General features: G+C 63.7%; 8 protein-coding genes, 1 tRNA gene and 2 pseudogenes. 9 read left to right on the top strand and 2 right to left on the bottom strand.

Annotated elements, in window-relative coordinates; genetic code table 11:
* Positions 1 to 68 precede the first annotated feature (68 nt).
* The 5 genes from ACSKB9_RS25595 to ACSKB9_RS25615 all read left to right on the top strand — a co-directional run bounded on the left by ACSKB9_RS25595 (position 69) and on the right by ACSKB9_RS25615 (position 4,316).
* Complete coding sequence (locus ACSKB9_RS25595; protein WP_438076575.1) at positions 69 to 770, top strand: haloacid dehalogenase type II; 702 nt, start codon at positions 69 to 71, stop codon at positions 768 to 770.
* Positions 757 to 1,995 carry a CaiB/BaiF CoA transferase family protein gene (locus tag ACSKB9_RS25600; RefSeq protein WP_438076577.1) on the top strand — a complete coding sequence of 413 codons (1,239 nt, stop codon included), beginning with the start codon at positions 757 to 759 and terminating at the stop codon, positions 1,993 to 1,995. The genes ACSKB9_RS25595 and ACSKB9_RS25600 overlap by 14 nt, the downstream gene beginning before the upstream one ends.
* A 246-nt stretch (positions 1,996 to 2,241) precedes the next feature.
* Complete coding sequence (locus tag ACSKB9_RS25605) at positions 2,242 to 3,054, top strand: pentapeptide repeat-containing protein (protein ID WP_168856595.1); 813 nt, start codon at positions 2,242 to 2,244, stop codon at positions 3,052 to 3,054.
* Positions 3,055 to 3,174: 120 nt separating this feature from the next.
* On the top strand, positions 3,175 to 3,645 hold the full coding sequence (locus ACSKB9_RS25610; RefSeq protein ID WP_176937234.1) for an aminoacyl-tRNA deacylase: 471 nt from the start codon (positions 3,175 to 3,177) through the stop codon (positions 3,643 to 3,645).
* A gap of 251 nt (positions 3,646 to 3,896) precedes the next feature.
* On the top strand, positions 3,897 to 4,316 hold the full coding sequence (locus ACSKB9_RS25615) for a CBS domain-containing protein (protein ID WP_057015376.1): 420 nt from the start codon (positions 3,897 to 3,899) through the stop codon (positions 4,314 to 4,316).
* A 191-nt stretch (positions 4,317 to 4,507) separates the two neighbouring features.
* On the opposite strand, the gene ACSKB9_RS25620 is transcribed toward ACSKB9_RS25615, so the two are convergent.
* The gene (locus ACSKB9_RS25620) at positions 4,508 to 6,316 is read right to left on the bottom strand and encodes an NAD(P)/FAD-dependent oxidoreductase (protein WP_438076580.1); all 1,809 of its coding nucleotides are present in this window, start codon (positions 6,314 to 6,316) and stop codon (positions 4,508 to 4,510) included.
* Positions 6,317 to 6,600: 284 nt separating this feature from the next.
* Between ACSKB9_RS25620 and ACSKB9_RS25625 the strand changes: the two are divergent.
* From ACSKB9_RS25625 to ACSKB9_RS25635, 3 genes and pseudogenes are all read left to right on the top strand, one after another.
* Positions 6,601 to 8,545: pseudogene (locus ACSKB9_RS25625) on the top strand (sigma-54-dependent Fis family transcriptional regulator).
* A gap of 321 nt (positions 8,546 to 8,866) precedes the next feature.
* A pseudogene (locus ACSKB9_RS25630) lies at positions 8,867 to 13,689 on the top strand (NAD-glutamate dehydrogenase).
* A 71-nt stretch (positions 13,690 to 13,760) separates the two neighbouring features.
* Positions 13,761 to 14,081, top strand: a complete 321-nt coding sequence (locus ACSKB9_RS25635) for a hypothetical protein (protein ID WP_411784192.1) — start codon at positions 13,761 to 13,763, stop codon at positions 14,079 to 14,081.
* Between the two features lie 54 nt (positions 14,082 to 14,135).
* Here ACSKB9_RS25635 and ACSKB9_RS25640 read toward each other — a convergent pair.
* A tRNA-Arg gene (locus ACSKB9_RS25640) sits at positions 14,136 to 14,212 on the bottom strand.
* Positions 14,213 to 14,342: 130 nt separating this feature from the next.
* Between ACSKB9_RS25640 and ACSKB9_RS25645 the strand changes: the two genes are divergently transcribed.
* Positions 14,343 to 15,422: an LLM class flavin-dependent oxidoreductase gene (locus ACSKB9_RS25645; RefSeq protein WP_438076582.1), complete on the top strand. Its 1,080-nt coding sequence runs from the start codon at positions 14,343 to 14,345 to the stop codon at positions 15,420 to 15,422.
* Positions 15,423 to 15,448 lie beyond the last annotated feature (26 nt).

Genomic DNA, 15,448 nt, shown 5'->3' on the forward strand with positions numbered 1-15,448 from the left:
AGATAACAAATCCATTTCATCCATGATGGCGCAGCGCGTATCAATCGATCAGGACCAAGGAGGCACCGATGAGCTTTGAGACGATCAAGCGCGACGTGAAGATCTGCATGTTCGACCAGTACGGCACGGTCGTCGACATGCAGGGCGGCCTGACCAGGATCGCGGCGCCGTTCCTCGAGAAGAAGGGCTGGAAGGGCGATCCGAATTCCTTCGTCACGTGGTGGCGTCGCACGCATTTCGAGAACTCGATGATCGATGCGCTGCTGCATCGCGAGCACACGCCCTATCGCGAGATCGGGCACCGCGCGGTTGCCCACGTCATGGACCGCGCCAAGATCGACTATACGATGGACGATGTGCGTTACCTCGTGGGCGAGATCGAGAAGCTGGTGCCGTTTCCGGAGGTGCCGGACGCGCTCGCGCGGCTGCAACGCAAGTACAAGCTCGTCGTGCTCTCGAACGGCGATCCGGACATGCTCGAGACCGCGAAGCAGTACCACAAGGTCCCGTTCGATCGGGTGATCTCGGTGGCCGAAGCCAATTCGTTCAAGCCGCATGTCGCGACCTATACCAAAGCGGCCGAGATCATGGGCGTGAAGCCCGCGCAGGTGCTGTTCGTGGCCAATCACGCCTTCGACTGCATCGGCGCCAAGTCCGCCGGCATGCGGACGGCCTTCATCGATCGGCGCAGCCGCCCGTTCGGCATCACGCCGCACCAGCCCGACATCCTGGTGCCGTCGATGAAGGACCTCGCCGATGCGATCGTCTGATCGCGAGCCGCTGTCGGGCATCAGGGTCCTCGACCTCTGCCGGGTGGTCTCCGGCCCGTTTGCCACGATGCAGCTCGGCGATCTCGGCGCCGACATCGTCAAGATCGAGGATCCGCGTCAAGGCGACGAAAGCCGCCGTTACGGACCTCCCTTCGTCGGCGGCGAGAGTGCGTATTTTCTGTCGGTGAACCGCAACAAGCGAAGTTGCGCCATCGATCTGAAGTCGCCGGCCGGGCGCGACGCGGTGCTCGATCTTGCATCCGTCGCAGACGTCGTCATCGAGAACTTCCGCCCGGCACCCTGGACAAATGGGGGCTCGGCTTCGAACGCGCTGCGCGCCCGAAAGGCCGACATCATCCTGTGCAGCATCTCGGGATTCGGTCGCACCGGCGCCGACGCCGCGCGCCCCGGCTACGATCTGATCCTACAGGGCGAATCCGGCGTGATGGACATCACTGGTGATCGAGATGGACCGCCGACCAAGGTCGGCACGTCGATCGCCGACCTCGTCACGGGCCTCTATGCGTCGCATTCGGTGCTGGCCGCCCTGATGCGGAAGAACCGCACCGGCGAGGGTGGCCGGGTCGACGTCTCCATGCTCGACGCCATGGCATCGCTGCTGACGTTCAACGCCGGCATGTACTTCGCCTCGGGACAAAGCCCGAAGCGCCGCGGCAATGTCCATCCGACCATCAGCCCGTATGAACCGTTCGAGGCGAGTGACGGCTGGATCAATGTCGGAGTCGCGAACGACAAGTTCTGGGCGGCGTTTTGCGGCGTCGTCGGCCGTCCGGAGCTGCGCGAGGACATCCGCTTCGCAACCGCTCCGAAGCGTGCGGCGAGCCGCAACGAGCTCGTCGCGATCCTTTCGCCGATTTTTGCCCGGCGAAGTCGCGCCGACTGGCTGCAGGCGCTCGGCGCGGCGGGCATTCCGTGCGGCGCGATCAAGTCGGTCGGCGAGGTCTGCGAAACGCCGCAGCTCACGCAGCGGGGAATGGTCCAGACCATCAGCCATCCGGCGGCGGGAGATGTGAAGTTCATCGCGAGGCCGACGCGGTTCGGCGACGAACCGCCGCCACCTTCCACGCCGCCGCCGATGCTCGGCGAACACACAGGCGAGGTGTTTGCGGAATGGCTCGGCTGGAGCGACGATCGGCTCGAGAGGTCAGCGGTCGATGGCGCGTTCGGCGACTTTGGACGGACGTTCGTGCGCCCGCCCCTGTGAGTCTCGTTATGTAGGCATCGTCGTAAGAGCTATCGCGGAGCAGATGCCGCGTCGCGCCTCTTCGGACCGAAATCTGGCACTTTGCGCTTGCGGGCAGCCTCCCTCGGACGGTCACTGGCATTGCCAGGATCGATATCCGGTTTCATACTCTGGCACAGGCCGGAGCCGGCCAGCTAACCTGACGGCGCGGCCAACCCGGAGAATACAAGAGACAATACCGGGTTTCTGAGCGGCGGAGAGACGGCGATGTCGTTTCGTCTCGCATTTGCCTTTGTGTCGATAGCGGCGCTGCTGGTTGATTCGACTGACGCCGTGTCGCAGGACATGCTGCGGAGTGTCGACCTCAACAGTCCGGAAATGACGGCGTCGGAGATGACGCGCGCCGAGGTCGATGCGCTCCTCAAGTCGATCCCTCAAGGGGACGGACGCACTGCAGATTTGGATGGAAAGCGACTGTCGCACCTCGATCTCTCGGGCCTCGACTTCTCCGGCGGCAACCTTCATCTCGTAAAGCTCAACCAGACCAATCTGAAAGGCGCCCGCTTCGATCGGGCTATCTTGAACCAGGCCTGGCTGATCGACGCAGACTTGACGGGGGCGTCCCTCGTCAAGGCATCGCTGCTCGGCACGCAGATGCAACGCGCCAAGCTTGGCGGCGCCGACTTGAGCGGCGCTCGGATAACCGCCGATCTTTCCGGTGCCAGCCTGATCGGGGCCAGGCTTGCGGGCGCCGATCTGAGCGCTGATATGCGCAACCAATCGATGGGCCTGATGCGTGGCGTGCTCAAATCCGCCGATCTGCGGAACGCGGATTTGAGCGGCGCCAATCTCTCGCGCGCCGATCTCGAATTTGCGCAACTGCAGAATGCCAACTTGGCGAACTGCAGCCTCCATAGAGCTGACCTTGCGGGAGCCGACCTATCCGACGCCAATGTCGCCGGCGCAGATTTCACCGAGGCCGACCTTGCGTCGGCCCTGTTGCCGAGCGCGGCGGCGCTGGCCGAGGCCCGCAATCTGGACAAGGCCCGGAACTTGAACTTGGCGCGGCGCCCCCGTTAGGGATCGAATTGCAGTGTCCTGCGACAAGACCTATGTTCTGTCTTGAGAACCACGCAGCCGCTCATCGTGCGGCGGGCAGGACCACGGTGGATGGTTGCATGTCGCACCGGAGGTGACGCCATGACCATTTCTCCCAAACTGCACAATTATCTCGCTGCAGAAAACATCGAGTACGACGAAATCCCGCACGTACTGACGATGTCGTCAGCCCTTACCGCCCAGGCTTGTCACGTCTCGGGCGATCGCTTGGCCAAGGCCATTGTGCTGCGCCGCAACGACGGGTACCTGCTCGCCGTGCTGCCGGCATCGCATCACCTCAGGCTGGCGGATCTCAGGGCGAGATTCGGTGACGATATCGCCATGGCCGCTGAAGGCGAGATCGATCGGCTGTTCACGGACTGTGCGCACGGGGCGGTTCCCGCCGCCGGTAGCTGCTACGGGCTCGACGTTATCGTTGATGACAGCATCCGGATGCAGCCCGAGATCTATATCGAAGCCGGCGATCATGAGACGTTGCTTCATCTCGGTCGTGCGCAATTCGCACGCCTGACCGCCGGTTCCCTGCATGGCAGCTTCAGTGCGCATGACTGAGGCGGCGTGACAGCGGGACCATCTATCTGTGCGCCCCGACTGGAGCATGATCCGGAGGGGTGCGAAGCGGCTCTTCCCCGAGACAAGGGAGGAACGCGCTTGCGCGGAGATCATGCTCAAGCAAGGGGCTCGAGCGCGATAACGCTTCGACCCGGTTTCATCGTGCTTTAGGGCGCAGCACGCATGCAGTCGCGCCAGCTCTGTTGTATAATTGCGAGCGAGGGGGTGCTGCCTTGGACGGGAGGTCCTCCATGAAAGTCAAGGACGTGATGCACAAGGGCGTCGATTGGGTGAGCCCCGACACGCCAATCACCGAAATCGCGAAATTGATGCAAGGGCACGACATCGGCTGCATTCCGATCGGGCAAGACGATCGTCTGATCGGGATGGTGACGGATCGCGACCTGGTCTGCAAAGGTCTCGCGAGCAAGGACTTCAACTCTGCGCGCACCACAGCGCGGGATGTGATGACCGAAGGCATCCACTGCTGCCGGGAAGACGACGATCTGACGAAAGCTATACATCACATGGAAACGCTGAAGATTCGCAGACTGCCTGTGATCAACAAGAGCAAGCGGATGGTTGGCATGATCAGCCTGGGCGATGTAGGCCACTTTGCCGGTGCCGATCTTTTGTCCCAATGCATGAAGAGCGTGTCGGCTCATCATTGAGGCGAGGCCGGTCTGCGGGAAGCTGGCAGACCGGCCAGTATCGTGGTCAACCGGGAACGCAACCGGTGCCGGCTGTCTCGCAGGCATCGGCCCGAAGCTGGACGGCGATCGGCACAGTTCGATCTCCATCCGATCTGTCGAGGGGCGGATCGCACGACGATCCGCCCGACATCTCGTTATCGCCCGGTCGATCAACCGAGGTGATGAACCTTCTGCAAGCCGTAGACCGGGGTTGGGATGCCTTCCATCCGCGCCTTCAGTTGCAGCGCCAGATACTGGGAGTAATGCCGCGACTGGTGCAGATTGCCGCCGTGGAACCAAAGTGCCTCCTGCTGGGTCGGCTTCCACATGTTGCGCTGCTCGCCCTCCCACGGGCCGGGGTCCTTGGTGGTATCGGATCCAAGACCCCAGACCTTGCCGACCTTGTCGGCGACGTTCTTCGAGATCAGGTCGGCGGCCCAACCGTTCATCGAGCCATAGCCGGTGGCATAGACGACGAGATCGGCGGGGAGTTCGCTGCCGTCCACGAACCTGACGCCGGTTTCGGTCAGTTCCCGCACCGCAGCGCCCTTGCCGCTCTTGAGCTTGATCGAACCGTCGATCACGAGATCGCAGGCGCCGACGTCGATGTAATAGCCCGAGCCGCGGCGCAGGTACTTCATGAACAGGCCGGAGCCGTCGTCACCCCAGTCATGCATGAAGCCGACTTTGTCCAGCGCGGCGTAGAAATCCTTGTCGCGCTCGCGCATCTGCTCGTAGAGCGGGATCTGGAATTCATGCATGATCTTGTAGGGTAGCGAGGCGAAGATCAGGTCGGCCTTGCGTGTGGTCACTCCGCTCGCCACCGCCTGCTCCGAATAGAGCGCGCCGAGTCCGATATCCATCAGCGTGTCGGACTTCACGATATGCGTGGATGAGCGCTGCACCATGGTGACGTCGGCACCACCTTCCCACAGCGCCGCGCAAATGTCGTGGGCGGAGTTGTTGGAGCCGATCACCACCACCTTCTTGCCGCGATACTTCTCCGGCCCCGGGTGGGTCGAGGAATGCTGCTGCTCACCCGTGAAGATGTCCTGCCCCCTGTAGGTGGGCCAATTCGCCTTGCCCGACATGCCGGTCGCCAGCACGAGCTGCGTCGGCTTGAGCGTGATCTCCTTGCCGTCGCGCTCGACCACGACGGTCCATTCCCCGGCCTTCTCGTCATACTTGGCTGACTTCGCCGTGGTCGAGCTCCAGTAGTTGAGCTCCATCACCTTCGTGTACATCTCCAGCCAGTCGCCGATCTTGTCCTTCGGCGCGAACACCGGCCAGTTTTTCGGGAAGTCGATATAGGGCAGATGGTCGTACCAGACCGGATCGTGCAGGCAGAGCGACTTGTATCGCTTGCGCCAGGAATCGCCGGCGCGTTCGTTCTTCTCGATGATGATGGTTGGCACGTTCAATTGCCGCAGCCGCGCGCCAAGCGCGATGCCGCCCTGGCCACCGCCGATGATCAGCGCATAGGGTTGTTTTGCATGACCCAGCTCGGTGATTTCCTGGTCACGTTCCTCGCGCCAGCTCTTACGGTCCTTGCCATGGCCGTGCTTGGCGCCGAGCGGACGGGTGGGGCCGGATTTCTCCTCATGTCCCTTGAGCTCGGCCATGGTGGTGAGCAAGGTCCAGATGCGTCCATCCTTCATGCGCAGGTGACCATAGCCGCGCGCGACATCGGTCTCGAACTCGATCCAGCTCTCGATGATGCCGCCGGCCTCGCTCGCAGCTTCGCCCTCGGCAATGCGCCATCCCGACGGTTTGCTGTCCGCAAGCCGCGCCTTCAGCATGTCGCGGATCTGATCCTTGCCTTCCATGGTTTTGATGTTCCAGGTGAAGGTGACCAGATCGCGCCAGTAGCAATCGCTCTGGAACAGCGCGATCGCGCGTTCGATGTCACCCGACGACAATGCGGCGTCGAGCTCGTCGAGCAGCGCGGTGATCTTTCCGTCCGGGGCCTTCGTGAGCATGGTTTCATTCTCCCATATGCCGGCGTCGATCGCCTTTGCGTCGTGGGTCCGGCGCGTTTGTTAGCGAGGTCGAATCTTGCCTCGACCACCATGTCAGCAAGCCTCATGCCATTGCGGCGCATCTCGAAAAACGCTCGGCATTTCCTCGCGTTAACTGTCGGCGCCAGGCCGCCTCACTTGTTGCGTCATGCAACAGGTGTTGCACGCAACAAACTTGATCGGCGGCACAATCCGAGTGACACTCGACGCAACAACGTGCGGGGAAACATCCAGGAGCATCAGCCGTGACGACGGAGCGGGCTGCGCACATCGACGAGCTGGTTCGCGTTGCGGACGGCCAGAGCAGCGCGCGTGACGCAATCATCCATCAGTCGTGGGTGCGATGCGTCTCCGAACACAAGCTCGATCCGTTGGTGCTGCGCGACGCTCATATCGTAACGTCCGGGCGGCTGCGCGAGCATCGCGACGCCATGGACGAGTTCCTGCACACGGCGCGCTTCGGCGTCGAGATGCTGTATCGTCAGATCGCCGGACTCGGCTACGTGCTGCTGCTCACCGATGCCAGGGGCATCACGGTGGATTTCATCGGAGATCCGACATTCAACAACACGCTTCGCAGGGCCGGCCTCTATCTCGGCGCCGACTGGAACGAGCCGCATGCCGGCACTTGCGCGGTCGGCACCTGCATCGCGACCGAAGAAGCCCTGACGGTGCATCAATCCGACCATTTCGACGCCACCCATATTCCGCTGACCTGCACGGCCGCGCCGGTCTTCGATCCCAGCGGCAAGCTCGCTGCGGTCTTGGATATCTCCGCGCTGCGCTCGCCGGAACCGAAGGCCAGCCAGTTCCTGGCGCTGCAACTGGTCAAGTCGTTCGCCCACAAGATCGAGAATGCGAACCTGCTGAACCGTTTCCGGCAGGAATGGATCATCAAGCTGTCCGGCTCCGCGGAATTCGCCGATGTCGATCCGGATTATGTGATGGCCGTCGATAGCAGCGGCCACATCATCGGTTTCAACAACCGCGCAAGGCAGCTGCTCGCCCGCGAACTGGCCAAGCGTCCGGACCTTCGCCTGCGGGCCGACGGCTTCGGCGTGTCCGACATCTTCGAATGCACCATCGAACGATCTGCCGCGCTTCGCCCATTCGCGCCCCACCGGCCAACGCACGCTACGACTAGCCAACAGCGGCGCGACGCTGTTCGCGCAGACCTTGCCGCCCCCGAACAAGCTGGCGGCGCCGGCGTCCTCCCGCAGTGAGTCGGCGCTTCCGGCGCCACTACGCAACCTGTTCCGCGGCGATCCCGCCATGCATCACGTCGTGACGCGCGCCGCCAAGCTCATCAATACCCAGATGGGCCTGCTCATCACCGGCGAAACCGGCACCGGCAAGGAGCACCTGACGAAGGCGCTGCATTCGGTCAGTGCGCGGGCAGGCAGACCGTTCGTCGCCGTCAACTGCGCCGCGCTGCCGGAAAGCCTGATCGAGAGCGAGCTGTTCGGCCACGAGGCGGGCGCCTTCACCGGAGCGGCGGCCAAGGGCAAGAAGGGTCTCGTGCTCGAAGCCGACGGCGGCACCCTGTTCCTTGACGAGATCGGCGACATGCCGATCTCGTCGCAGACGCGCCTGTTGCGCGTGCTCGCCGAGCGCGAGGTGACACCGGTCGGCCGCACCCGGCCGGTCCCGCTCAATGTCCGCGTCATCGCTGCCACCCATCGCGACCTCGTCGCGCTGGTGAAGGCGGGGCAGTTCCGCGAGGATCTCTATTTCCGCCTCAACGGCGCGGTGCTTGCGCTGCCTCCGCTGCGTCAGCGGACCGATATCGAGTGGCTGATCGATCAATCCCTGCATCGGCTTTCGACGGAGCACAAGGCCAACTGTGCGCTGACGGCAAGCGCGCGCAGCGCGCTGCTCAAGTACCAATGGCCCGGCAACATCCGCGAGCTGATCAATGCGCTCGATCATGGCTGCGCGCTGTCGAACGACGGCACGATCGATCTTGCCGATCTGCCGGACCGGATCGCTCATCCCCTGGGTGAGGATATCTCCGGAAAGCCGGGACGTGGCAGAGCGGCGACGTCGCGGCAAGCCGATGCGCTACTTGCGGCGTTGCGCAACAATCGCTGGAATGTCTCGCAGGTGGCGCGCGAACGCGGCGTCGATCGCTCGACCATCCATCGCCAGATTGTCCGCTTCGGCATCACGATGCCGAAAGACCTGACCTGAGCGCAGTCGCTGCCCGCCGTCGCTGACCGCCGGTCAAATACGACATCCCTGCCGAACGGCGGCGCGAACCCATACATAATTGAAATTGCATGTGATTTTTCCTGCCGCAGGCGTTCGATCGCCGTCGCCTTCGGCCCAGCCGCTGTCGCAAGCGAAATTCAGCACGCCTCACGACAGCGTGCGCCGTTCGCTGCGGGATCGTAGTATTGTCGTCGGCAGCCGTCGAAGCTAGGATTTCGCGTAGCATTCGATCGCGACGCACGAAGAGATGCACTCCAGAATCAAGCGGATGGTCGCGGCTGCGATCGGACGGCACGGCAAATGGAGGACATTATGGCGTGGCGTGACGACAAGGCCCGGGCAGCCCTGATCCGCGATGCAGCGGGCAGCGTGCCAGCGGGCAAGAGCCCCGGGCCTTTGCCGAGCCCTTGTTCGGCTACACCAATATCGAGGATCTCGCCAATTACGATGCCGCCTCGCTTGCCCAACTGGCGGAGCAGGCCTGGGAGCACGTGCAGCGGCGCACGGCCGGCAGCGCCGATATCCGCGTCGTCAATCCGACGTTGCCGAACGGGCGCGAGATTTCCGTACTCGAAATTCTCAACGACAACATGCCTTTCCTGTTCGATTCCACCATGGCGGAGCTCGCCGAGCAGGGCCTCGAGGTGACCCTGGTCGCTCACCCGATCATCGCCGTGGAGCGCGACGATGGGGGCAAGCTGCTGCGATTCTACGGGGAAGCACTGCCGGACGGAGCAAAGGGCGCCCGCGAAAGCCTGATTCATCTCCACATCACCCGCCTGGATGCGGATTCCGATCGCCAGAAGCTGATCGACGGCCTGACCAGGACGTTGAACAATGTCCGCGCCTGCGTTGCCGACTGGCGCGTCATGCGTGACAGTGTCGAGGAAGCGATCAAGACGTTCTCTTCCAATCCGCCGCCGCTGCCGATCGACGAACTCGCCGAAGCCAATCAGTTCCTGCAATGGCTCTGCGCGGACAATTTCACTTTCCTCGGCGTGCGCAAATATCGCTTCTCGCCCGATAGCGACGCGTCGGACGACATTACAACCGGCGAAGGCCTCGGCATCCTGCGCGATCCGGACGTGAAGGTCCTGCGTCGCGGCAGCGAAATGGTGGTGATGACACCGGAAATCCGCGAGTTCATGCACGAGCCGACCCTGCTGATCGTCATCAAGGCCAATGTCTCCAGCCGCGTCCATCGCCGCACCCGGATGGATTATGTGGGCATCAAACTCTACTCGCCCGACGGTCGGCTCGAAGGCGAGCTGCGCGTCGTCGGCCTTTTCACCTCGGGCGCCTATACTCGCTCGGTACGGCAGATCCCTTATGTCCGCCACAAGGTTTCGCGGGTGCTGCAGCGCGCGGGCTTCGACCCGAACGGCCATTCCGGCAAGGCGCTGATGCATATTCTCGAAGATTATCCGCGCGACGAGCTGTTCCAGATCGACGTCGACACGCTCTACAACTTCGTCATCGAGATCCTGATCCTCTACGAGCGTCCGCGCGTCCGGGCGCTGCCGCGGGTCGACAAGTTCGATCGCTTTGTCTCCATCCTCACCTTCATTCCGCGCGACAAATACGACACCGACGTCCGCACACGCGTCGGAGCCTTTTTGGCGCAGGCCTACAGAGGGAAGCTGTCCGCCTCCTACGTATCATTCCCGGAAGGGGCGCTTGCGCGCGTCCACTTCATCATCGGACGCTATGAAGGCAAAACGCCCGTCGTCGACCGCGCCCTGCTCGAAGCCGGGATCAGCGCCATTGCCGCGACCTGGGCCGACAAGCTGAAGGCCGCGCTAACCGCGTCGACCGATGGCATGCGGGCGCGCATGCTCACCAACCGATATGCCCAAGCCTTCAGCGGCGGCTATACCGAGGTGTTCGGCGCGGAGCAGGCGATCGCCGATATCACGACCGTCGAAAAGCTGACGCCGGCCCGTCCGGTAACGATTTCGGTTTACCGCATCGAAGGCGACGATCCGAGGCGCTTCGGCCTGAAGGTGTTTTCGGACGCCGTACCGCTGTCGTTGTCCTACCGCGTGCCGGTGATCGAAAATCACGGCCTGCGCGTGGTCAACGAACGCACCTATCAGGTCGTGCCCGGTACCAGGCCTGCGCCGGTATGGCTGCACGACATGACGATCGAGACCAGTGACGGCCAGCCCATCGAGATCAACCCGGAATTCAGCCATCGCCTGGAAGCCTCGATCATGGCGGTGGTGACCGATCGCGCCGAATCCGACGGATATAACGGCCTGATCCTGCGCACCGCCCTAAGTTGGCGGGAAGTCTCGACTATTCGGGCGCTGTCGCGTTATTTGCACCAGATCCGCGCTCCGTTCACTCAGGATTACATGTGGGAGACCTTGCGCAAGAACGCCGCGATCACGGCCAGCCTGGTCGCGATGTTCCAGACCCGCCTCGATCCGCGCCTCGCCTTGACGGACGCCGAGCGCGCGGCGCGCGAGGCGGCTTTGCTTGCCGAGGTCGAGGAACAGCTCAAATCCGTCGCCTCGCTCGATGAAGACCGCATCCTGCGCCGCTTCACCAATCTGGTGCAGGCTACCGTTCGCACCAATCTGTGGCAGATCGGCGAGGATGGACACCCGCGTCCGGTGATCTCCTTCAAGTTCGAGGCACGCCGGATCGACGACTTGCCCGCTCCACGACCGCTCTACGAGATCTTCGTCTATTCCCCTCGTGTCGAAGGTATCCACCTGCGCTTCGGCAAGGTTGCGCGCGGTGGCTTGCGCTGGTCCGACCGGCCGCAGGATTTCCGCACCGAGATCCTCGGCCTGGTGAAAGCGCAGCAGGTCAAGAACGCCGTGATCGTGCCGGTCGGAGCCAAGGGCGGCTTCGTGCCCAAGCGCCTGCCGCCGCCTTCCAAGCGCGACGCCTGGCTCGCGGAGGGCACCGAAAGCTATCGCATCTTCGTTCGCTCGCTGCTCGAACTCACCGACAATCTCGACGGCGACATCGTCGTGCCGCCTGAATCCACCGTGCGCCACGACGGCGACGACCCCTACCTCGTCGTCGCCGCCGACAAGGGCACCGCCACCTTCTCCGACGTCGCCAACGCGATCTCGGCCGAGAAGAACCATTGGCTCGGCGATGCCTTCGCATCCGGCGGCAGCCAGGGTTACGACCACAAGAAGATGGGGATCACGGCGCGCGGCGCCTGGACGGCGGTCAAGCGCCACTTCCGCGAGCTCGGCACCGACATCCAGACCATGCCGTTCACCGCGGTCGGCGTCGGCGACATGTCGGGCGACGTTTTCGGCAATGGCATGCTGCTCTCGCCGGCGACAAGGCTTGTGGCGGCTTTCGATCATCGCGACATCTTCATCGATCCTTCGCCCGATCCATCGACCAGCTTCGCCGAGCGCAAGCGCCTGTTCGATCTGCCGCGATCGAGCTGGCAGGACTACAACAAGTCGCTGATCTCGCAGGGCGGCGGCGTGTTCTCGCGCTCGCTCAAGGCGATCCCGCTTGCGCCGGAAGTGCGCACGCTGCTCGATCTCGACAAGCCGCAAGCCACGCCTTTCGAGGTGATGACGGCGATCCTGAAGGCTCGCGCGGACCTGTTGTGGTTTGGCGGCATCGGCACCTATGTCCGCTCCTCCGGGGAAAGCGACGACCAGGTCGGGGACCGCGCCAACGATCCAATCCGCATCGCGGGTGGCGACGTGCGTGCCCGGGTGATCGGCGAAGGGGCCAACCTCGGCGTTACCCAGCGCGGCCGCATCGAAGCGGCGCAGAAGGGCGTCAAGCTCAACACCGACGCCATCGACAATTCGGCCGGCGTGAACACGTCCGACGTCGAGGTCAACATCAAGATCGCGCTGGCGCGCCCCGAACGCGAGGGACGCCTCAGTCCCACTGACCGCAACAGCCTGCTTGCCGCGATGACCGACGAGGTCGGCGTGCTGGTGCTGCGCAACAACTATCTGCAGACGCTGGCGCTGTCGCTGGCCGAGCGCAAGGGTGTGGCCGAGACCGGTTTCCTCACTCGCCTGATGCAGTCGCTCGAACAGCGCGGCTTGCTCAGTCGCGCTGTGGAGTTCTTGCCCGACGACGCCGCGCTCACCGAGCGCACACGGCGCGGCCAGTCTCTCGCGCGGCCGGAGCTTGCCGTGCTGCTCGCCTACGCCAAGCTGACCCTCTACGATGACCTGCTCGTCACCAGCGTACCCGATGACCCCTATCTCGCCCGCGAACTATCCCAGTATTTTCCGCGCGAGGTTCAGGACAAATTCCCGACCGCCGCCGGATTGCATCGGCTGCGGCGGGAGATCATCGCGACCAGTCTCGCCAATGCGGTGATCAATCGCGGCGGCCCGGCCTGCGTCGTGCGCTTGATCGACGAGACCGACGCCGATATCCCGACCATCGTCATGGCCTATGTGGCGGTCGATGAATGCTACGGCCTGAAGTGGCTCAATGACGCGATCGACGCGCTCGACGCCTGCATCGACGGGCAGCTGCAGCTGTCCCTCTACGCTTCAGTGCAGGATCTCCTGCTCTCCCGCATGGTATGGTACGTGCGCAATGCCGATTTCAAGGACGGGCTGGAGGCCGTCGTCGCGCGCTTCGGCCCGGCGATCCGCCAGATCGTCGCCGGGCTCGACACTGCCTTGCCGCCGGACTTGCAAGCCGCGCGCGTCAAGCGGCGGCAGGAACTCGCTGACGCCGGTGTCCCGGCCGGCCTCGCCGGCGAGCTCGCCGATCTTGACGCTTTGGTCTCGGCTCCCGACATCGTGACGGTTGCCGAGCGCACCACGCGCGCCATCGGTGATGCCGCCGCTACCTTCTACGCCGCCGAGGCGAATTTCCGTCTCGACCGCATCATCGCCGCCGCACGCAGTGTGCCGGCCAACGATTATTTCGAACGCATGGCCATCGATCGCGCCGTCGAGCAGATCGCCGGCGCCGAAAGGAGACTGGCCGCCGATATGCTGGCAACCGGCCAGTCTGGCCAGCAGGCCGTCGAGACCTGGCTCGCGGCTCACCCCGAGGCGACGCGTATCCGCCGCTCGGTCGAGGAGATCGCTGCCAGCGGCCTGACCCTCGCCAAGCTGACGGTGGCGGCGAACCTGCTGGGGGACTTGGTCAAGGCCTGAGGGTGTACGAGGCAGCGATGTGAGAAGCGCGATGCTGGCGCAAGCAGTTAGCCGGCAAACGGAGGAATCCAATGATCCACGCCACTTGTCATACCGCCGACAATGTTCGCTGCATCGAGTTCGATGCCACACCGTGGTTCAGCGAGGCTGACGCTCCGAGCATTATCGATCTGGCCCAGCGAGGATGGACCAGCACTGCGATTGCAGATTCCCTCGAGCGCAGACAAGGATACGAGCGCCTGCACGACCTCGTTGAGTATGCGGCGAAGCGACTGCAACTGGAATCTCTGGAGGACCCAACCTGGGAAACCTTCGAGTGTGTCGTCGATGGACCCGAGGCCGTCGCCTGGCTCGAGAAAAACCGGCCCAACGTCGTGGCAAGAATCCCCTAAGCCGCGGGGAGCGCAGCAAAGGCTTCAATTGAACGGCGGCGAACGAAGCGGAAATGGCGCACCCGACACGATTCGAACGTGTGACCTTTGCCTTCGGAGGGCAACGCTCTATCCAGCTGAGCTACGGGTGCGTGCAGGGGTTCATTTAGCTGATTGGCTCCGCGTCGGCAACGGCGTTGTCCAACTGGTTAAGGGCTGTAAACTGCCTCCCGACAATATGACAGGCCGCGAAAAAAGGCCGTCTTTCGAGGGAGTTTGCCCATGTGTCCGCTGGAATTCGGCTGGTATCTGCCCACGCATGGCGACACCACGGCCTATGGGCTGATGGAGGCCCAGATCGCCGGTTCGCCGGAACTCTGCGAGCGCGTGGTCGCGGCCGCCGAGGACGCCGGCTTCGAGTATCTGCTGATCCCGGTCGGCTCGGTGTGCTGGGAGGCATGGATCACGGGCGCCTTCATGGCGGCGCGCTCCAGCCGGATCAAGCCGCTGATTGCGGCGCGGCCCGGCTATATCAACCCGGTGCTGATGGCAAAGATGATCTCGACCTTCGACCAGATGTCGGGCGGCCGGATCTGCATCAATCTGATCGCCGGCCAGAACGAGAGCGAGGTCGAGGCCGAGGGCGTGCGTCAGCCCAAGGAAGAGCGCTACGCGCTGATGGAGGAGGAGGTCTCGATCCTCAAGGCGCTGTGGACGACGCGCGGCCCGGTGCATTTCCAGGGCAGGTTTCACACCATCTCCGGCGCGCATATCAGGCCGCGTCCGTTGCAGCAGCCGTTTCCGAAATTCTATCTCGGCGGCGGCTCGCGGCAGGCCTGGGAGGTGTCGGCGAAGCATTCCGATGTTCATCTGTTCTGGGGCGACCTGCCGGAGCGCATCGCGGAGAACATCGCCGAGATCCGGCGGATGGCGCGGGCGCATGACCGCGAGGATGCGATCGGCTTCGGCATGCGGCTGCAGGTGATCTGCCGCGAGAACGAGGCGGATGCCTGGGAGGCGGCCGACCAGCTGGTGCGCCATGCCACCGAGCGGCAGAAGCAGGAGATGAAGACGCTCTACAATCGCTCGGAGGCCAACCAGCGCGTGCAGCAGCTCGCGCGCGACTACGGCGATCTTCTGATGCCGCATCTGTGGACCGGCATCACCAAGGTGCGGCCCGGCGCCGGCATCGCGGTGGTCGGCAATCCCGCGCAATGCGCCGCGACCTTGCAGCAGTTCGTCGATGCCGGTTGCCACTCCTTCTGCCTGTCCGGCTATCTGCACGACGAGGAGGCCGAGCGGTTCGGCCGCCTGATCCGCCCGATCCTCGCCGCCAACAATCGCGGGCGGCTCGTCGCCTGAGGCGCGGTGCGGAAGCTTTCCGAAAA

Origin of the sequence: Bradyrhizobium sp. BR 1433 (genome assembly GCF_051547665.1) — a bacterium.
GTDB lineage: Bacteria > Pseudomonadota > Alphaproteobacteria > Rhizobiales > Xanthobacteraceae > Bradyrhizobium > Bradyrhizobium australafricanum.

Coding starts and splice junctions, on each gene's coding strand:
- ACSKB9_RS25635 (WP_411784192.1), top strand. CDS start 13,761: ATGATCCACGCCACTTGTCATACCGCCGACAATGTTCGCTGCATCGAG.
- ACSKB9_RS25615 (WP_057015376.1), top strand. CDS start 3,897: ATGAAAGTCAAGGACGTGATGCACAAGGGCGTCGATTGGGTGAGCCCC.
- ACSKB9_RS25605 (WP_168856595.1), top strand. CDS start 2,242: ATGTCGTTTCGTCTCGCATTTGCCTTTGTGTCGATAGCGGCGCTGCTG.
- ACSKB9_RS25645 (WP_438076582.1), top strand. CDS start 14,343: ATGTGTCCGCTGGAATTCGGCTGGTATCTGCCCACGCATGGCGACACC.
- ACSKB9_RS25610 (WP_176937234.1), top strand. CDS start 3,175: ATGACCATTTCTCCCAAACTGCACAATTATCTCGCTGCAGAAAACATC.
- ACSKB9_RS25600 (WP_438076577.1), top strand. CDS start 757: ATGCGATCGTCTGATCGCGAGCCGCTGTCGGGCATCAGGGTCCTCGAC.
- ACSKB9_RS25595 (WP_438076575.1), top strand. CDS start 69: ATGAGCTTTGAGACGATCAAGCGCGACGTGAAGATCTGCATGTTCGAC.
- ACSKB9_RS25620 (WP_438076580.1), bottom strand. CDS start 6,316: ATGCTCACGAAGGCCCCGGACGGAAAGATCACCGCGCTGCTCGACGAG.